The sequence below is a fragment of the Sphingobacterium siyangense genome (genome assembly GCF_023277505.1).
Lineage (GTDB): Bacteria > Bacteroidota > Bacteroidia > Sphingobacteriales > Sphingobacteriaceae > Sphingobacterium > Sphingobacterium siyangense.
On sequence record NZ_CP080574.1, the window covers coordinates 1,934,315 to 1,953,862 of the forward strand.

At 36.6% G+C, this 19,548-nt stretch carries 19 protein-coding genes; 14 read left to right on the top strand and 5 right to left on the bottom strand.

The annotated features are described in order from the left end of the window. The first annotated feature begins 1 nt into the window (after nucleotide 1). The gene (locus tag K2F45_RS07785) at nucleotides 2–265 is read left to right on the top strand and encodes a hypothetical protein (protein ID WP_070567322.1); all 264 of its coding nucleotides are present in this window, start codon (nucleotides 2–4) and stop codon (nucleotides 263–265) included. 109 nt (nucleotides 266–374) lie between these two features. Further along, nucleotides 375–725 carry a DUF983 domain-containing protein gene (locus K2F45_RS07790; protein ID WP_075991662.1) on the top strand — a complete coding sequence of 117 codons (351 nt, stop codon included), beginning with the start codon at nucleotides 375–377 and terminating at the stop codon, nucleotides 723–725. A 20-nt stretch (nucleotides 726–745) separates the two neighbouring features. On the opposite strand, the gene K2F45_RS07795 is transcribed toward K2F45_RS07790, so the two are convergent. Continuing rightward, entirely contained in the window at nucleotides 746–1,036 is a 291-nt protein-coding gene (locus K2F45_RS07795; protein WP_070567317.1) for a DUF4286 family protein, read from the bottom strand. Nucleotides 1,037–1,213: 177 nt separating this feature from the next. Between K2F45_RS07795 and K2F45_RS07800 the strand changes: the two genes are divergently transcribed. The 9 genes from K2F45_RS07800 to K2F45_RS07840 all read left to right on the top strand — a co-directional run bounded on the left by K2F45_RS07800 (nucleotide 1,214) and on the right by K2F45_RS07840 (nucleotide 10,151). Then, nucleotides 1,214–3,094, top strand: a complete 1,881-nt coding sequence (locus tag K2F45_RS07800; protein ID WP_075991663.1) for an alpha/beta hydrolase family protein — start codon at nucleotides 1,214–1,216, stop codon at nucleotides 3,092–3,094. A 12-nt stretch (nucleotides 3,095–3,106) separates the two neighbouring features. Further along, entirely contained in the window at nucleotides 3,107–4,765 is a 1,659-nt protein-coding gene (locus K2F45_RS07805) for a sensor histidine kinase (RefSeq protein ID WP_075991664.1), read from the top strand. A gap of 15 nt (nucleotides 4,766–4,780) precedes the next feature. Beyond that, on the top strand, nucleotides 4,781–5,479 hold the full coding sequence (locus K2F45_RS07810) for a response regulator transcription factor (protein WP_046674214.1): 699 nt from the start codon (nucleotides 4,781–4,783) through the stop codon (nucleotides 5,477–5,479). A 143-nt stretch (nucleotides 5,480–5,622) separates the two neighbouring features. Further along, nucleotides 5,623–6,096: a transcription elongation factor GreA gene (gene greA, locus K2F45_RS07815; protein WP_046674213.1), complete on the top strand. Its 474-nt coding sequence runs from the start codon at nucleotides 5,623–5,625 to the stop codon at nucleotides 6,094–6,096. Nucleotides 6,097–6,333: 237 nt separating this feature from the next. Further along, on the top strand, nucleotides 6,334–6,750 hold the full coding sequence (locus tag K2F45_RS07820) for an HIT family protein (protein ID WP_075991665.1): 417 nt from the start codon (nucleotides 6,334–6,336) through the stop codon (nucleotides 6,748–6,750). 143 nt (nucleotides 6,751–6,893) lie between these two features. Beyond that, complete coding sequence (locus tag K2F45_RS07825) at nucleotides 6,894–7,544, top strand: DedA family protein (protein WP_075991666.1); 651 nt, start codon at nucleotides 6,894–6,896, stop codon at nucleotides 7,542–7,544. Between the two features lie 8 nt (nucleotides 7,545–7,552). Beyond that, nucleotides 7,553–8,095: an inorganic diphosphatase gene (locus tag K2F45_RS07830; RefSeq protein WP_075991667.1), complete on the top strand. Its 543-nt coding sequence runs from the start codon at nucleotides 7,553–7,555 to the stop codon at nucleotides 8,093–8,095. 8 nt (nucleotides 8,096–8,103) lie between these two features. Continuing rightward, on the top strand, nucleotides 8,104–9,417 hold the full coding sequence (locus tag K2F45_RS07835) for a hemolysin family protein (RefSeq protein ID WP_070567307.1): 1,314 nt from the start codon (nucleotides 8,104–8,106) through the stop codon (nucleotides 9,415–9,417). Between the two features lie 17 nt (nucleotides 9,418–9,434). Further along, a complete protein-coding gene (locus K2F45_RS07840) occupies nucleotides 9,435–10,151 on the top strand; it encodes a 16S rRNA (uracil(1498)-N(3))-methyltransferase (protein WP_075991668.1) in 717 nt (238 codons plus the stop codon). Between the two features lie 84 nt (nucleotides 10,152–10,235). Here K2F45_RS07840 and K2F45_RS07845 read toward each other — a convergent pair whose 3' ends face one another. From K2F45_RS07845 to K2F45_RS07855, 3 genes are all read right to left on the bottom strand, one after another. After that, nucleotides 10,236–10,712 carry a hypothetical protein gene (locus K2F45_RS07845; protein WP_070567302.1) on the bottom strand — a complete coding sequence of 159 codons (477 nt, stop codon included), beginning with the start codon at nucleotides 10,710–10,712 and terminating at the stop codon, nucleotides 10,236–10,238. A 132-nt stretch (nucleotides 10,713–10,844) separates the two neighbouring features. Then, nucleotides 10,845–12,239, bottom strand: coding sequence for an ABC transporter permease (locus tag K2F45_RS07850; protein WP_075991669.1), 1,395 nt, complete (start codon nucleotides 12,237–12,239; stop codon nucleotides 10,845–10,847). A 47-nt stretch (nucleotides 12,240–12,286) separates the two neighbouring features. After that, nucleotides 12,287–12,928: an ABC transporter ATP-binding protein gene (locus K2F45_RS07855; RefSeq protein WP_070567298.1), complete on the bottom strand. Its 642-nt coding sequence runs from the start codon at nucleotides 12,926–12,928 to the stop codon at nucleotides 12,287–12,289. A gap of 446 nt (nucleotides 12,929–13,374) precedes the next feature. On the opposite strand from K2F45_RS07855, the gene K2F45_RS07860 reads away from it, so the two are divergent. The 3 genes from K2F45_RS07860 to K2F45_RS07870 all read left to right on the top strand — a co-directional run bounded on the left by K2F45_RS07860 (nucleotide 13,375) and on the right by K2F45_RS07870 (nucleotide 18,234). Then, nucleotides 13,375–16,143, top strand: a complete 2,769-nt coding sequence (locus K2F45_RS07860; protein ID WP_237242042.1) for a TonB-dependent receptor — start codon at nucleotides 13,375–13,377, stop codon at nucleotides 16,141–16,143. Between the two features lie 82 nt (nucleotides 16,144–16,225). Beyond that, complete coding sequence (locus tag K2F45_RS07865) at nucleotides 16,226–17,683, top strand: hypothetical protein (RefSeq protein ID WP_182983204.1); 1,458 nt, start codon at nucleotides 16,226–16,228, stop codon at nucleotides 17,681–17,683. 107 nt (nucleotides 17,684–17,790) lie between these two features. Beyond that, nucleotides 17,791–18,234: a hypothetical protein gene (locus K2F45_RS07870; protein ID WP_075991670.1), complete on the top strand. Its 444-nt coding sequence runs from the start codon at nucleotides 17,791–17,793 to the stop codon at nucleotides 18,232–18,234. 106 nt (nucleotides 18,235–18,340) lie between these two features. On the opposite strand, the gene K2F45_RS07875 is transcribed toward K2F45_RS07870, so the two are convergent. Next, nucleotides 18,341–19,516, bottom strand: coding sequence for a hypothetical protein (locus tag K2F45_RS07875; protein ID WP_075991671.1), 1,176 nt, complete (start codon nucleotides 19,514–19,516; stop codon nucleotides 18,341–18,343). Between the last annotated feature and the right edge of the window lie 32 nt (nucleotides 19,517–19,548).

The window sequence follows — 19,548 nt, forward strand, 5'->3', positions numbered from 1 at the left end:
TATGAAATGGTTTAAATATTTACTCCTAATATTTACCTTAAGCTGCTCGGCTGTGTCTGTTTCGTACGGACAGTGTGCGATGTGTACATTGAACGCTGAGAATTCTACGAAGGAAGGAAATATGCAGGGAAGAGGTCTGAATGACGGTATTTTGTTTCTATTGGTAATACCTTATCTAGCCGCGGCGGGCCTTGGTTATTTATGGTATAAAAAATACCGCAAGAAGAACCCTGTAACAAAGAAATTTTTAAACGAAATAAAATAGATTCTTAATGCCCACATCCAAATTCCATGCAATGATACATTCCAAATGTCCGAAGTGTCATATTGGTAATGTATTTGTAGGAAAGGTATACAGTTTACACAAGCAGCATATGAATGATACTTGCCCTTATTGTGGTGTCAAGTACGAGGTTGAGCCGGGGTATTTCTATGCTGCCATGTATGTGAGTTATGCTTTGTCTGTCGCTGAGATTGTTACTGTATCTGTTGCTATCGCAATTTTGACAGGAAGCGAGTCTCCTTGGTCTTATCTGATTGGTCTAGCTGTAACCATTTTGGTCTTCGCACCTTTTAATTTTAGATATGCCCGTTTGATTTTACTTCATTTTTTAACGCCAAAAATCAGTTATGATCCGCGCTATGAATTGGCGGCAGAGATAGGTGAAAAGAATAATAAGAACCTTGAAGAAGATGGTAACGATATTAATGAAATAAAAAAATAAAAGAGCTCCACAGAGCTCTTTTATTTTTTTAGATACTTCATGGTACTGTCGAAAAGGAACACCTTGTCTTTATATACTTCCGAAATGAGTTGTTGTAATGGAATTAGATGCACTTGCTGAAAATCTGCTATATGGTCTTCTGTAGGGAGTATAACCTGAATGCAGTAGGTCATACCTTCGTGTGGAGACTGTAGCATTTCCAGAAAATGCACTTGAAATTTTTGGGATTGCACGATATTATCCTGAATCCATGAAACGACCTCTTGATGGATTGTTTCTTCTGCTATAACGGAGACATTGTATAAAAACATATGCAAAAATACGCTATTTTTCTGCGATAAAAAAGATTCTAAAGGACAGAACCGAGATAAGTTTGAATATTACATTTAATTACTATATCTTGTAAAAATAAGGTTGCATTTCATGCAATTCCGTATTTAATTGCAATATTTGGAATAAATGATAAGGATGTATTTGGGATTATGAGGATGAAATTTTGGATAGGTTTGTTTTTTTCTGCCATGATCATGTTGGGGTGTCAACGACATAGTGTTGATCTTATTCCAATTAATCAATTTTTTTCTACACCTGAAAAATCAAATTTTAAGATTTCTCCAAATGGTCGATTCATAGCTTACATTGGCTTAGATAATCATTGCAAAAATATCTATTTAATAGATTTGATCAATAAGGATAGTTCCAAACAGCTTACTTATCAAAATGATATTAACGTAAAATCCTTCGCTTGGAACAATGATTCAAAAATTTCTTTTTTGACGGAACAATCTTCGCAGGACAGTTTACGTTTATATGCTGTGGACATCAACACAGAAAAGATTTGGCCATTGATTAAACCGGTACGAGGTCGGTTTCGATGGATTCATGCTATGGCGACGGGAGGTGATAGTTTTATAGCGGGAATCAACGATAGAGACTCTTCTTTTTTTGACCTTTATCGTATCTATTTAGATGGGAGGCCTCGGGAATTGGTTTTACAGAATCCGGGAAATATGAGCTCCTGGGTTATATCCAATGATGGGCAGGTACGATTGGCTGTGGCCAACGATTCTGTACAGCAATCTGTGCTCTATAGAAGCTCAGAAAAAGAACCATTTAAAGAGATTATACGATGTGATGTTGAAAGTAGTTTTTCTCCACTGGGTTATAAGGATAGTTCAAATGCCATCATTTATGCTTTATCCAATATAGACCGGGATAAACTGGCCTTGGTAAGTTATGATTTAGTAAATCAAAGAGAGCTGGGCGAGCTATATAGTCATAAGGATGTTGACGTGAGCCCTGGGGGGTATTTCACTGAACAGAATAAGCTGTTATTTGTCAATTATAGCACATCAAGACAGAACAGACATTTTTTTGATGAGGCTACCAAAAAGAAATATGATCAATTGTCGAAGCAGATTGATGGCTTTGAGTTTCAGGTATTGAATACTGATATTTCGGGGAACAAGGTCATTATCAAAACCTATACGGACGTAAATCCGGGCGGGATTTATTTTTATGATTTTTCGACTCAAAAATTAACGAAGCTAACAGATAATAATTCCGATCTAAAAGACAAAGAACTTTCTCCAAATGAGTATATCACTTATACCGCGAGAGATGGTATTCAGATTTCGGGTTATTTAACTTATCCCATTCATTCCAATCGCAAAAATCTGCCTATGGTTGTATTGCCCCATGATGGACCTAACGGACGGGAAGTTTGGGGATTCGATAACGAAGCGCAGTTTCTGGCGAACAGGGGCTATCTGGTTTTTCAGATGAACTATAGGGGATCGACCGGTTTCGGTAAGAAGTTTTGGACTGCGGGATTTAAGGAATGGGGTGGGAAGATTCAGGATGATATTACTGATGGGGTGAAATGGTTGATTAAAGAAGGAATTGCTGATCGGGAACGTGTCGCTATTGTAGGGAAAGGTTTCGGAGGCTATTCGGCGCTACACGCTGCTTGTTTTAATTCTGATCTTTATAAATGTGCCGTGTCTTATTCCGGCTATACCAATCTGTTCACTTACTTTAGAGATATACCGCCATATTTTAAATCGTATGTGCAGAAAATGTATCAAGTAGTTGGGAATCCGATTCGGGAGGCTGAGCTATTTAAAAATATTTCACCTGTATTTCATTCGGATAAAGTAAAGATACCGGTGCTATTGGTACAGGGAGGAAAGGATAGGTTTAGTTCGGTAACAGATGCAAATCAATTTGTACAGAAATTAAAGAATAATAATATTCCCGTACAATACATCCTAAAAGAGGACGAGGATAGAACTTTTAAACGGGACGAGAATGTCTTTGGGTACTATAATGAGTTGGAGCGGTTTTTGGCGAAATATCTTGTAGACTAAGGGCAGGAGATTATGAAAGCAGAGAAATATAGCTATCGAAAAAACTACGGATTATTGTTGATGTTTTTCATCGTGATTAGTGGTCTGTATATATTTGCCCTTTTTCTTTCGCGTAGTTATACAGAATCGCATATTAAGAACGAATTTACCAATCGAAAATCGGAGATATTTGATCAAACCTTAGTCCCTTTCAATGATTTTTTTCAGAATAGAATTCCTGAAGTATCTTTTTATCAAGGTTTTTTGGATTCAGTCCAGGCGGGAAAATATGCATATAGTATATTAAGTTCCTACCCATTCGTTAGAGAAATTGGTTTTTTTGATTTACAATTTAATAATGATCATAATTTGAACTATGGTTTTATTGTTAATAACCTTAGAATTCAACCGAAAACCATTACTTTTTTTACCGTTTCCAGGTCTGGCCTGAACAAAAATACGATTCGGGATCGTGGGCAGATGGGCTTGCATTCCGAAGAGATTAATAATATTGGTGTGAAGCTGGCAACTTATATTGATAAATTGCAACCGAATGCCAAGCTTTCTGATAAGGATATCCTGAAGGTTTTTTATACCATAAGACCTGGACAGATTACCTATCTGAATATTCCAAGGGTCAACGACTTAATAGTCTATAAGTCCATTATGGAAGGTAATTTGGATCATACTGTCGGATATGAACAGGATATGTTCAATTTTCAGATTGACCCAATGTATCTGGAAGTAAAAAATAGTTATTCAAATCTTTATGAGAAAGTAGAAATAGTCCCACTGGTTGGTGCTCCGATCACGCCGGAAAATGACGAGATTTCAACGGAGATGCCGTTACCTGGAGCCTTAGCAGACTACAAACTTCTTTTTAGGTCGAGTAAAAGTTTTCTGTCAAAAGAGATAAATCGCAGTTTTTGGCCGGTATTGGGAGGGGTATCCCTGATTTATATTATTTTGATTGCAATATTATATTTAATTTATAGAAATTTAGAAATTAACGGAAGACTTTTTAAATTGCAGTACGATTTCATCAATAATCTTACCCACGAGTTTAAGACGCCTGTGAGTGTTATTAAAATTGCTGGAAATAATATTAAGAGTGCGCAGGTACTCTCTGATGAAGAACGGAAAATGTATGGAAATATATTGGATCAGGAGGCAGACCGATTAAATAACTTGATGAATAAGCTGTTGTCTTTTAGTCAGATCGAAAATAAAACCATAAAATTAAATAAAGAAGAAGTTGATTTGGAGGAATTTACCGAAAATCTAGTAGCTTCGTCAAGAATAAAATATGCGGATTTCAAGATTAGCACAAAAATTGATGTAAGAACATCAATGCTTGCGGATCCGGTACTGTTAAGTAGTGTGTTTCAAAATATGATCGATAATGCCTATAAATATTCGAAAGCGGGGCATAAAATCTTAGATATTGCGATACAACAAAACAAGAAGAATTTTGTTATCACTTTTAAGGATGAAGGAATAGGTATTGAGAAGGCAGAGTTTAACAACATCTTCAAAAAGTTTTATAGAATAAAAAGTCAATATAATCAGCAAGGAAGTATCGGTTTGGGCTTGGCTTTCTGTAAAGAAATTACCGAATTTATAGGTGGTGATATTACAGTAAAAAGTCAATTGGGACAGGGGACCACCTTTACCTTGGTATTTCCGGTTTAAAAAATAAATTTAAATATGAATAAAGACATCACTGTTGCTGTTATTGAAGATGATGAGAACTTACGGTTCTTGGTAAAACATCGATTGGAATCCGAAGGCTATCAGGTCATTCAAAGTGGAAATGGGAATGAAGCGGAAAGTTTGATCTTGGAAAAGAGACCCGATGTGGTTTTGTTGGATTGGATGCTTCCAGGAAAAGAAGGCAACGAAATCTGTGAAGATGTCCGTAAAGCCGGATTTGAGAATATCATTATCATGATGACAGCGAAGTCTCAAGATGTGGACAAAATTGAAGCCTATAGCTTTGGTGTGACTGATTACATTAGTAAGCCATTCAATATGGATGTGCTTATTGCTATGATCGATAATAAGGTGAAATTTTTCTTGCCTAAGAACAGTCCCGAAGTATATAAATTTGGCCAAACGGAACATCATCCGAATATTCATTCCTTAATACGTGACGGAAGGAAAGTTGAGTTGACCATTTTGGAAAACCGAATTTTGCTTCATTTTTTACAAAACTTAGGCCGGGAGATTACACGCGAGGAGTTAATGGAGGTTGTCTGGGGTTATAGCTCAAATGTCAACACACGTACGTTGGATATGCATGTGGTTCGTTTAAGGAAAAAGATCGAAACAAATCCAGATAAGCCACATTATCTACAAACAGTTCGGGGGCTGGGGTATAAATTTGTTGATGAGGAAGAGATTTAATTTTATTTAACGGGTAAGAATTTGTTTTGTTGAAAACAATTATTATCTTCGTATAGATTCAAAGCAAGACCATGTTTCCTGACGAGGGAAATATGGTCTTGTTTCTTTTTTAAAAAGTAGAAAATAAGAAAAAAGATAAAATTATGGCAGAAGTAACTTATTTTACGGAAGAAGGATTGCGTAAGCTTAAAGAAGAATTGGCTTATCTGAAGACGGAAGGAAGGTCTAAAATTGCCAATGCTATTGCAGAGGCTAGAGACAAAGGAGATTTGTCAGAAAATGCAGAGTATGATGCTGCTAAAGAAGCTCAGGGGCTTCATGAAGCTAAAATTGCCAATTTGGAGAATACATTGGCTACAGCACGTTTAATTGATGAGTCCAAATTGGATACATCTAAAGTTTTGGCCTTATCGATTGTTAAGATCAAGAACAAGAAGAATGGTGCTGAAATGACTTATCAATTGGTGGCGGAGTCAGAAGCAGATTTGAAGTCGGGCAAGATTTCAGTTAAATCTCCTATTGCCCAGGGTTTGTTGGGAAAATCGAAAGGTGATACAGCTGTTATTGAAGTGCCTGCCGGTAAAATTGAATTCGAGATCGTAGAGATTTCAAGATAATATATGTCGGTTATGTGCGGTATGCCATAACCGCACATCCACAAATTAACTTTATATTAAGAAGGTCGTGATATAGTAATCGCGACCTTTTTTGTTTATATTTGTTGGCAGTAGAAAAACAGGGTGTGATAAAACTGCAGTTAAATTTTTAATTGTTAACATACCGAAGGCTTTGCATTTTAAAGTCTGTTTTTTGCTAATTATTGTTTAAAAGATTTATTCCAAGATTAGAATAATATGTCGACAATTTTTTCAAAAATCGTTGCTGGGGAGATCCCAGCTTACAAAGTTGCAGAAAGTAATGATTTTCTAGCTTTTTTGGATATCAGTCCATTGGCTAAGGGGCACGTTCTTGTGATCCCTAAGAAAGAGACCGATTACATTTTTGATATAGAAGATGATGAATATATGGCGCTTTGGGTCTTTGCTAAGATTGTTGCTCAAGGTATTAAAAAGGTAATTCCCTGTGTAAAAGTCGGTGTTGCAGTTGTTGGTTTAGAAGTGGCTCACGCACATATACATTTGGTGCCTATTAATAAAATTAGTGATTTAAACTTTGCTGGACCTAAATTGAGCTTGGCAGAGGACGAACTTCATGAAATTGCGACTACTATTCGCGAGTCTATCGTCAGTATAACTGCTCAAAATCAATAATTAGAAAGGATTATATTACACTTGATTTACGTTCGTTTTTTAGAAGAATGCTATATTTGTACCTTGTTGTTTCAAATTTGTACAGAGATAAGCGTGGGAGTTGTTCTAAAAAAGGAACGCAACATTGATTTTTACTAAAGGTTATGCATGAACTCTTGTTGTCATTTCAACAATTATTAAACCCGGAGGAACTATTGAGTTCAGGAGGGTTTTATTTGGTTATCTTAATTGTATTTGCTGAGACGGGCCTATTTTTTGGATTTTTTCTACCTGGGGATTATTTATTATTTCTTGCAGGATTATTTTGCGCGCTAAATAAAATTGACGTTAATATATACACGCTTTGTTTGGGCTTGTTTATAGCGGGAGTGTTAGGGAATTTTACAGGGTATTGGTTTGGTTATCGAGCGGGGCCGATGCTGTTTAAGCGAAAAGATAGTTTCATCTTTAAGCGAAAATATGTGGTCATGGCCGAAGAATTTTATCATAAATATGGTGGAACTGCTTTAATTATAGGAAGATTTGTTCCAATAGTTCGTACTTTTGCACCTATCTTTGCAGGTGTTGTAAAATTAGACTTTAAGAAGTTCGTTCTGTATAATGTTGCCGGAGCTGCCATTTGGGTACTTGTGTTGACCCTGTCTGGATATTTCCTTGGTATTGAGTTCCCTTGGATTATACATTATGTAGAATATGTTGTCGTTGGTATGATTGTGATCGCATTTTTACCAATTGCAATAACGTTGTTAAAAAAGCGTATAAAAGATAAAAGAAACAAACAAAATATACAGTAAAATAAAAAATGAGTAAACAAAACCCTTGGCACATGGTTTCTCCAGGTGAGAATGTTCCAAATGCCGTAAATGCTATCATTGAGATTACAAACGGATCCAAAGGAAAGTATGAATTAGACAAAGAAACTGGTTTGTTGCTTTTGGACAGAGTAATGAGTTCATCTGTCGTTTATCCTGCCAATTATGGTTTTATCCCACAGACTTATTGCGATGACAAAGATCCTTTGGATATTTTGGTCATTTGTTCAGTGGATATTTTACCATTAACATTGGTTGAAGCACAGGTCATTGGTGTGATGAATATGGTTGATGGTGGAGAACAAGATGATAAAATTATTGCGGTAGCTAAAAATGATCCCGTTTTTAATTACATTAAAGATATTGATCAGTTACCTCCGCATACCATGAAGGAGATTGTACAGTTCTTTGAGAGTTATAAAGCACTTGAAAAGAAGCATGTCATTGTTGAGGGTGTAAAAGGACGTGAAGAAGCACAAAGAATCTTGATCGAGGCTATCGATTTGTACAAAAAAGAATTTGTTAACAAATAACCCCAAGCATGGCGCTCGATATATTTTGGACATTGTTTTTAGTATTGGCCAACGGCTTTTTTGTCGCGGCAGAATTTGCTATTGTCAAGGTCCGAGTCTCCCAAATTGAAGTTCAGGCAAAAACAGGTAGCAAAGTTGCTACAATAGCCAAAAGTATAACGGAGCATTTGGATGGTTATTTGGCCGCTACACAATTGGGTATTACACTTTCTTCACTGGCCTTAGGTTGGGTAGGAGAGGCTGTAATGACCCAAATTGTGCAGGGGGTATTAGGTTTTTTCGGTGTTGAATTGACAGGTACAATCGCGACGAATGCAGGTCATGTATTGGCTTTTACGATTATTACCGTGTTACACATTGTATTTGGAGAGCTCGCTCCTAAATCAATTGCGATTCAAAAACCTGTTGCAACAACAATGAAAATTGCGGTTCCACTGCAATTTTTCTACTTTATCTTTAGACCATTTATTTGGATTTTAAATGGTTTCGCTAATTTTCTGTTGAAGATTTTAGGATTTGAAGTTACTAAAGGGGAATCTGCGCACTCTTCTGAAGAGTTGCAATATCTTTTGGATAAAGGTAAAGAGTCTGGTGCTTTGGATATTTCTGAGCACGAGTTGATCAAAAATGTATTTGATTTTAACGAACGTATCGTTAAGAATATTATGGTACCTCGTACCAAAATTGTGGCTGTGGAGGTCACGGCTGATGCCTCTGAGCTGATAGAAACCATGACTGAAGAAGGGTACTCTCGTCTGCCAATTTATGAGGATAATATTGATCAAATCGTTGGTATTGTCCATACGAAAGATATTTTACCCCTCTTAGCTAAAGGAAAAGAGGTTGTCATGAGAAATATCATGCGCAAACCTTATTTCATTCCTGAGACGAAGAAGATCAATGATCTAATGGCTGAGTTCCAGCAAAAGCGTCTACAGTTAGCGATTGTATTGGATGAATTTGGTGGAACTGCGGGTATGGTTACCCTGGAAGATATTGTTGAGGAACTTGTTGGTGAGATTCAGGATGAATACGATGAGGAAACTCCAGTTGTCGAACGTATTTCGGAAACGGAATATATGGTCGATGCAGGAGCTAGTATTCATGATGTGAATGAATTTCTCCCGATAGAATTACCCGAGAGTCAGGATTACGATACGATGTCGGGTCTGGTGAGCGAAATCTTTGATAAGATACCTGAAGTCGGTGAGCGTAAAGAAGAATATGGTTACGTATTCACTATTATCCGTAAGGCTCAGCAGAACATAGAGTTTGTCAAATTGGAATTGGTCGAATCGGCCGATGATGATACAGAAGAATAAAACAATAACGAAAGTACATGCAGTTATTTTTTACACCGGATTTAAACCCTTCATTAGAAAATTTTATCCTTAGTGAAGAAGAAAGTAAACATGCTATTCGTGTGCTTCGTATGGATACTGGTGATCGTTTACATCTCATAGACGGTCGCGGTGGTTTGTACGAAGCTCAAATTATTGACCCTCATCCCAAACGTACTGTTCTCACGATCTTAACTGTTGAGGAGGAGTTTCAGCGGCCAAAATATCATTTGCATATTGCTGTTGGTCCAACGAAGAATATTGATCGCATCGAATGGTTTTTGGAAAAGGCGACTGAGGTTGGAATTCAAGAAATAACTCCAGTTATCTGTGAGCATTCTGAGCGAAAAGAGGTGAAATTAGATCGTCTAAATAAGGTGGTTGTTGCAGCGATGAAACAATCGTTGAAAGCCTATCTTCCGAAGCTAAATCCAGCAGTATCGTTTAAACAGTTTTTGAGGGAAATCCCAACAGAAGGTGTTCAAAAGGCAATTGCACACTGTGTTGACGCTGAAAAGAAGTATTTAAACCAGGTTTTGGAGCCTGCCCAGCATTATATTATCCTCATTGGTCCGGAAGGAGATTTCTCTGAAGAGGAAATTGATTTGGCACTACAGATGGGGTTTCATCCGATTTCGTTGGGAGAAGCGCGTTTAAGAACCGAAACGGCTGCTTTAGCAGCTTGTATGGAAGTTTCCCTGCTGAATAGAGGGTAGGGGATAAAAGACGGACCCTGGCCCACTAAATGGGCTGTGAGAGATCTGCAAAGCCCATTTAATGGTTTAATAATAGACGCTAGTTTATTTTATTGGTTCTGCATCTACAATCTGGATTTCAGCATTTCCTTTAAGCGGATCTTTGGTAAAGATCATTTTCCCTTTTAATTTAATCGGATCTTCAGAGAATTTTATTGCATTGCCCTTTAATGTTACTTCAACCATTGGTGGTATTCCGTTGGATCCACAGAATTGGCATTGCATCACGGGTAATACAGACATCATAAAGTTTTTATGATTACGACCACTATGAAGAGGAACCATATAACCTGGTAATTCAACAATTTTATTTTCAAGCGCTTTAAGTTCCTTTGGGTAGAAAGGCGTATATACTTTCTTTGCTCCATTATAAGTTACTTTATAAGCCATTTTATCAATTGCTTCCCAAGTTTTGTTCATCATAGGTGTATGATCGGGAACATCCGGATTATTGCCTATTTGGGCTTGGGACTGTATGGTACAGAATAATATAAATAAGAATACTGTCAGTGTTTTTTTCATGTGTTATGCTATTGTTATGTATCGAATGTTATGTATCGAGAAGCTGTTCGAATGTATTTTCCGTTTTCCTGCCTAAAGGATAAGCTGCTCTTCTTATTGCGATCTTTTGTCGTTGTGTAATCTTAGTTAAACTTATTTATTTGATAGTGTTCCAGAAATACTTGTCCTGTAGGCCTTGATCGCCGGAATAAGTGCTGCGAAGATACCTATTAGACAAGCAACAAACAAGAAAATCAGTTCTTTCGGATGAAGTGTAAAGGCCTCTATAAAATCGGCGCTTTGACTTGTCTGATTACTGATATAGTAAAGCGCTAGATGTGCCATTATAAGCCCAATTAACCCACCAAGAATCGTAATGATTAGTCCTTCAAGGAGCACAATGGCAAAGAGTTTTCCTTTGGAGGCTCCAAGCGTACGCATGATGGCAAGGTCATATTTGCGTTGCTTTAATGCGTTATATAAATTAATAAAGACGCTTAAACCTGCAATAAACATAATTACATAAGCGAGTATCGATAAAGAATCTATCCCTACGCCTAATAACGCGAATAGACGAGTGCTTTCCATGGCGGGAGATGCGGCCTGCATGTCTGTTTGCTGATCAATGAATTTTGGCAAAATTCCGATCGCTGCAGGGGATTGATATTTTAGTAGAATGGCGGTTATTTCCAATCCATTCTGTTTTACCATGTCGGCACCTATTGACTTCACAAACATGCCTTCCTCTGCGTGCTCATGATGGTCTTCCTGCTCCTGATGCCCTTTTTCGTTCGTTTGGGCTGGAGCAGATGAATTTTCTGCTATATCTTCACCATGATGGTGCAGATGTGCTTTGAGGGTTTCCTCCCGGTCTTCTTGGCGTTCGCGTAATTCTTTCTCTACTGCTGTTTCTTGATGCTCATGTTTATGTGCAATGCCATGTACATCCCAAACACTTTCTAAGTTGGTTAGTATTAAGTTATCGGTAACGTTATTGTTATGTTTTAGAATACCAACAATGGTAAACGGATGTTCGTCATGATGATGTCCATCTTTGCTCAAGCCATGTGAACTATGGATCTGATCGCCAATTTTGAGCTGTTGTTTTTTTGCAACTTGATCACCAATGACTACTTCAAAATTATTTTGCCAGATACGGCCTTCAATTATTGCTGTTTCATAAATCGCTAAGAAAGATGAATCTGTTCCAACAATGCGATGGCCTTTGAAATTGTCGCCTAAAGATAGGGGCACTGCAAGCTGAACAAGGGGATTTTGGCGTAATGATTCCAGTTCGTCCAGTGGGATATTGCCGGTTGGATTGTCAATATGATAAATACTTGACAAGATCAATTGAAGGGGGCTTCCCTTGGCTCCAACAACCAAATCAATATTTTTACTGTTATTGTCAAGCTGCTTTTCAAAAGTTTCTCCGGTAATTGAAAGCACGGCAAGGATGGAAATTCCAAACGCCGTTAACAGAATGCTTAGAAAGACCGAGCCAAACTGCCTACTTAAATTTTTCCAAACCAATTGTATCGTGTTCATAACAAATTCTAAAAACTAAGGGTGACGCGTAAATTAAAGTAAAACAATTATTTTAAAAGGTACATTTTGGAGAACTGATCTTTTATTCTCTTGTCGTGTGTTGTTATCAATAAAGTCGATCCTGCAGTGTCAGCTATCGATAATAATAGTTCTAATACCCTGTAGGTATTGTTGTCATCTAGAGCGGCAGTTGGCTCGTCAGCAATAAGTAGAGCTGGTTTATTGATGATGCTGCGTGCAATAGCAGCACGTTGTAATTGGCCGCGACTCAATTCGTTCGGGTAGGCATCACTTTTTTGATCTAATTGCAGTTGCGTCAATATGAAATGTATTGCATTAAGGTCTATTCTTTTCCCTGCTAAAGACTGTGCCAACTTGATGTTTTCCAAAAGTGTTAAATTTCTTAGGAGGTGGGCTTCTTGGAATATAAATCCGATATATTGCGCACGAAACTGATCCAATTTGCTGTTTGATAATAAGGATAGGTCTTGGTTATTTATTTTGACCAGACCTGTCTCTGGTCGTGACAAACCTCCTAATATATTAAGTAACGTTGTTTTTCCAGAACCCGAATCTCCTAATAACAGCGTATGCTGACCTTTCTCGATGTGAATATCTGGAAATTCAATTGGCGTTGAATTAGGATACTGAAATGATAACTGTGTAGTCGATACGATTGGAGTGCTCATGAGGATCAGAAATTGAAAATATATTCAAACTTAGATAAATTGCTTTTTATATGCAATATAATTGCAATTATATTGCATATAAAAAGCAATTTACTGCAGTGAGTTAACAGTTGGCAATGGAAGATGATCGGTCTCTCTCAACTAGCAGTACCACTTATCTATATAAGGCCGTAAATGGCATTCATTAAAGTGTAATTTATAAAAATAACCTTATTGTGTTAATAAATTAAGTGCTTAATAATTTTATTACACTTCTTTAATATGTTGTCCCATTAAGGGGAGGAAATATTCGTATAAATTGGATAAACAGCTGTTTTTTGCTGAAAATCAAGAAAAATAGGAGGTGAGTAACATTAAATTAACAACTGATTGATGTAATGGTAATTTGTTGTTAATGTTAATCTAATATTCTGCTAATAGATTTGCAGAAACAAAAAACAAATAAATTGAAACCACAATTACAACTTAAAGGAATCGCTGCTGCCATGACGCTTGTAGTAGCTGCATCAACAACAGTTTATGCACAAAGTAGTGGGAAGTTAATGGGGACTATTACTAACAGTAAAACTGGTGAAACAATCACCGGAGTAACTGTTCGTATTTTAGGAACATCAAGAGGTGGAAGCTCTGATGTATCTGGAAAATACAGTATTCCAGCTTTACCGGCAGGTAAATATACTGTAGAATATATTTATATTGGTTACTCGAGGAAGCAAGTTACCGAGGTTGAGATTAAAGCGAATGATTTGACCAATTTGGATATCGTTCTTGATAATTCGGAAGGACAGGTGTTAGATCAAGTTGTGGTTACAGGATCTTTTAAGAAAGAATCTATTGGTGCATTATATTCGCAACAAAAAAATAGTGCATTGATTTCTGATGGTATTTCAAGTGAGCAGATTAGAAGATCGCCAGATAAAAATACATCCGAAGCATTACGTCGTGTCAGTGGTACGACAATTCAAGATAATAAGTTTGTCATCGTTCGCGGTTTGAGTGATCGTTATAACGTTGCTATGATGGACGGCTCGGTACTACCAAGTACAGAAGCCAATCGTCGCGCATTTTCATTTGATATTATTCCTTCGAATCTTATTGATAAAATAACGATCTCAAAAACAGCTACTCCAGATTTACCAGCAGATTTTGCAGGGGGAGCTGTACAGATTACAACAAAAGATATTCCTGATCAAAACTTCGTTTCTTTTGGTTTAGGCTATGGTTATAACACAGCCTCAACTTTTAAAGACTTTTTGCAAACCAAGAAGAATTTTCAAAACTATCTTGGTTTTGATGATGGATCTAGTCAGTTGGCCAAGAATTACCCTTCGCGAGAAGCATTCGCTGCTGGTTTATCGCAAAAGTGGCAACGTTTAACCATGAAATCATTGTCGAATGATTTTTCAGTTGAAAATAAGAAGGCGCTTCCCTCCCAAGCTTATCAATTTTCTTTGGGTCGAGTAAAGCAATATGAGAATAACAATAAGTTTGGGGCACTATTTTCTGTAAACTACCGAAATTCCCAAAATATTTTATCAAATATTGAACGTAAGTGGTATCAGTATGATTATAAAGATAATCAATATAAGTTTACAACGAATTTGGGAGCAATGGCTAATTTCGGTTATTCTTTTGGAAAGAATAAAATCTCTTGGAAGAACTTGTACAATCGAAATTATGATAACGTATATACTGAGCGGACAGGAACACATCTTGGAACGACATCAGTAAATAAATTCTATGCTTTTGATATTTTGCAAAAATCATTGTTCAAATCAACACTGGAAGGAGATCACGTACTTTCTGATCTAAATGATAGAATTAAATGGACAGCATCCTATAGCAACATTAAAAACAATCAACCGAATCAGATGAAAATCAATTATGCAAAAGCGATTGACAAAGAAAATGATTCTACAGTTCCTTATTTGGCCAACATTACAAGCCCTAGTAAAGAGAATACGCGTTTGTTTTCTGATCTTAATGAAAATGTTTTCTCTGGAGAGTTAAACTATGCTAGACCAATGAATTTTCTATCTGCACCAAGTACATTGAAAGTTGGTGCTGGAGCAAATTATCGTCATCGTGATTTTGATGCACGTTTTGTTGGACTGGTCTTAGATGTAATTAAGATGGATTCAAAATTAGCTGACCAAATACGTGAACTTTCTCCAGATAAAATATTTGCTGCAGATTTGATCGATAAAAACTATTTTAAATACGATGAAATTCAAATGCCTGGTGATTTCTATACAGCAAAATCAATGACAGGATTTGGCTACGCCATGATGGACCAAAAGTTTATGGATAAGTTTCGCGTAGTGTATGGCTTGCGTGTTGAAAACTATAATGTTCAAATTGACACAGACAAAAAGGACGTTGATGATACAAAATTAGACTTTTTGCCTTCAATTAATATGACTTATAGTTTAAATAGTAAAACAAATCTTAGAGCTTCCTATTATAGAACAATTGCTCGTCCAGAGTTACGAGAATTAGCACCATTTAGTTTTTATGATTACGAGCAATTTGGAACTATTTCAGGGAATACAAAACTAAAAAGAAGCGCGATCAATAATGCGGATTTGAGATTTGAAATATATCCTAAGGCTGGCGAAATCTTTTCTATCTCTGCATTCTATAAACAGTTTACAGATGCTATTGAAGCATCTCGCTATGATGTGAATTCGACAGTTGATGTTTCCTATTTCAATACACCAAAAGCAACATTATATGGAGCTGAGTTAGAGGCAAGAAAGAAATTGGATTTTATCAATGAAAATAAATTGTTTTCTAACACAACTGCATATTTAAATCTTTCTTATGTGCATTCGAAGGTGACTAATCCAACTGATCAAGATTATAAAGAGAAAACTCGACCTATGGTTGGACAATCTCCCTATACGATCAATGCGGGATTGCAGCATAGCGCATTGGATAATAAATTGAATGTCAATGTCCTTTTTAACCGTATTGGTAAGCGGATAGCACAAGCAGGAGGAATTACCTTTGCGAGTGCTTACGAAGCACCTCGTAATGTATTAGATGCACAAGTTGGCTACAAATTGATGAAGAATAAAGCGGAGGTAAAGGTTAATTTGGGTGATATTTTGAATAATCCTGTAAACGTATATTTTGATAATGAAGCTAAGGAAATTCTATATCGCTATAAGACCGGCGGAAATTATTCAGTATCATTTAATTATACATTTTAGTAGTAATATAAACTTAATATTACTTTAAATGTAAAGACATACTTAAAGTGTTTTTTTGTATCAAGATTTTAAAGCTTAAAAAATGAAAAAAAGATTTTTATTCTTCTCACTAGCAGCGTTATTATTTGCTGGAGCATGTAAGGAAACAACAATTACGGATGAAGGTGGCGGTACTGAAACTCCAACAAATCCTGAAAATCAAAATGTCGTAGAGATCTCAGGTGAGATAACAACTAATACAACTTGGACATCAGATAAAATCTATGTTTTAAAAGGTTTCGTATATGTAAGTAATGGCGCCACTTTAACAATTGAACCTGGAACTATTATTAAAGGTGATAAAGCTTCAAAAGCTACATTAACAATTACGAGGGGGGCTAAAATTAATGCAATAGGAACAGCAGACAAACCAATTGTATTTACATCTAATTTGGCGGCTGGAGCTCGTTCCCAAGGAGATTGGGGCGGAGTAATCCTTTTAGGCAAGGCTCCTGTTAACCAAGGTACAGATGTTAAGATCGAAGGTGGTCTTGCCGCACCAATAGGCAAGGAAGAAAAAAATTATATTTATTATGGAGGAACTGATGCTGCAGACAACTCAGGAACTTTAAAATATGTTCGTATTGAGTTTGCTGGTATTGCGTATTCTGTAGACAATGAAATTAATGGATTAACAATGGGCGGTGTTGGAAATGGTACAACATTGGAATATATCCAAGTCTACCGTTCAGGTGATGATGCATTTGAATGGTTCGGTGGTACAGTAAATGCAAAACATCTTTTGGCCGTAGGTACTTGGGATGATGATTTTGATACAGATTTTGGGTATTCTGGTAATGTCCAATTTGCATTAGCACAACGTGTACCTACAGTTGCAGATCAGTCGGGTTCGAATGGATATGAATCTGATAATAATGCTACAGGAACAGTTCAAACGCCAAAAACATCAGCAGTATTTTCTAATGTAACTGTTCTTGGTCCTATTCAAAAAGCTGGTGGATCTTTTAATGCAAATTATCAACATGGTGCACAAATTCGTAGAAATTCCTCTATTAGCATCTTAAATTCTGTTATATCAGGTTTCCCGTTAGCAGGTCTGTATATCGATGATACAAAGGTTGCTGTAGCTAATTCAACTTCAAATAACTTTCTAACTGGCTCTGCTGTGTTTGAAAATAACTTGGTATACGGTTCTAAAGATGCAGATTTGAAAGTTAGTTCAACGGACAACGCTGCCGCTATATCAACACTTATAAGGGCGAAGAATGTTTTCGATAATAGTAAATATGCTTCTGAGTTGTTCGTAGCACCTTATAATTTTGGTTCAGATTTCTCTAATACAAGTGCTACTCCAGATTTTAAAGTTTTATCAGGATCTGCAGCTGCTAGTGGTGCGATTTTTACCAACGCTAAGGTTTCGGGAAGTTTCTTCGAGAAAGTGGCCTATAAAGGTGCTTTTGGCACGACAGATTGGACAAGTGGTTGGGCTCATTATGATCCACAGAACTTGGCATATACAACTCCTGGGCAAGTAAAATAATTATAGTTTAGTTAAATAGATAGAAAATCCTGCCTTGTGCGGGATTTTTTTTGTAGCATATATGTTAAATAATTCGTTATTGAAAATAATAAACTAAACTTTAAAATATGAAAAGAACGATCTATCTAGTGGTACTAAGTGTTACCTTACTATTTGTTGCCTGTAAGAAATCAGATGATAAAACTGATTCAGAAACTAAAGGTCTTCATGTAGAAATAAAAGGAATTTCTGGCTGGTGGGGTGAATTTGTAAATATCAGTGTAGATCAAAATAAGACAGAAGTAAAATATGCTCCGGGAACTACTGGTGATACTCAAACTGTAAAAGATAAAAGTTATAAGACAAGTGAAGACACGTTTAGAAAGTTGTCCTCTTATGTCGAAACCTATAACTTAATGGAGGCTAAAATTCAGGAATGCGCACGTTGTGCAGATGGAACAGATTATGTGATCACAATAAAATCTAGTGGGAAGGCAAATACGGTAACCATTGCAGCATACCGAACCGATGGTAAATACGCCGATGTGCTTGATTTTATAAACAAGCTTTAGATCAAACAAAAGCGCTGTGGAGGATTAATTCTTCTTCTGCAAAATGACGATTTTCACCTAGATTCTGTGATATAAAGCGAATGTGAAACCTCGATATAATGTGATACTATCTCGGCTCGTAGTGATAAACAATCTGGTAGGACTGATTTTTAAGCTCCTCAGACAATTGACCTATATCTAGCGTTTGCGCTTGTGGTGTAGGTTCACAGACAGAATAATATTTTCCATTGTACAAAATAGCATCACCGATAGGATGTTCAAATTGGACGGCCATCGTTACATGAGTGGGATAGAGCAGGGTGATCATAGGAAGATTGTAGATTTCCTTTACCAGATAAAAAAACAGGGCAACACGGTCATCACAGTCACTGTATTTATTCAATAGCGTTTGTTCTGCAGAAAGGCGCTTTTCGGATCCGAAATTCTCTTCGTCATTTTCGTATAAGAATGCATATCGCGTAAACCGCATTAAATAATCGACACCTTCCTGCTGATTTTTTCCTTTTAAATTTTCCTTGAGCGCAGGAATCAGTGATTGATAAGTCTCTTTGCTAAGTGGAATATTGAAATAAGTTTCAAAATCTACGCCAGGATAATTTTTAAAAAGATCACTGATATCTTCATTCAACTTGACATTAAAATGGTAGGCTTTATGACCATAATTGAACTCAATTTGCTTCTCCTTATAATTTGCTGGTACAAAATCAGGTAATTTTGTGATTTTATAGCTAAAATCTCCAACGGCTTCTGGTACTTTGATTTTAACGGGAATATAGGTGTCTGCGCGTTGAAAGAGCTTTCCATAGTCATGGAAGTTTAAACAGGTGTATTTCTTGCCATCAATTTCAAAAAAAGGAATATCAGAGATATCTTCTTTGTTCTGAATGAAAAATATGATCTGATTATTACCCACAGCCAAGCGGGCATCATAACCAGATTTACACATTAAAAACCATTTATATAAAGTATAGCGTGTATAATTTTCAGCTTTCGGGGCAATCTGCTGTGCGGTGCGGCGAATCAGCTGATAATAGACCCAATCATTCAAATGATGTTCATCTTTGTATTCGAGCAAACTGTTTACAAGTTGTATGTAATCGGTTTGATCAGCTATTTGATAGAATTTTTGTACATGAGCTATCGTTAAGCTGTCTTTGAATGGAATATTAAAGGAGGGGGGGACATCAATAGACACTTTCCCATCATAAAAATCGAAATCATGATGTTGCGCCCAGAGCTGCTGTGAAGCACAGGTTAACCAAATGAGTATGGTCAAAAACATTCGATATATTTCCCTTAATTTCAATTATTAAC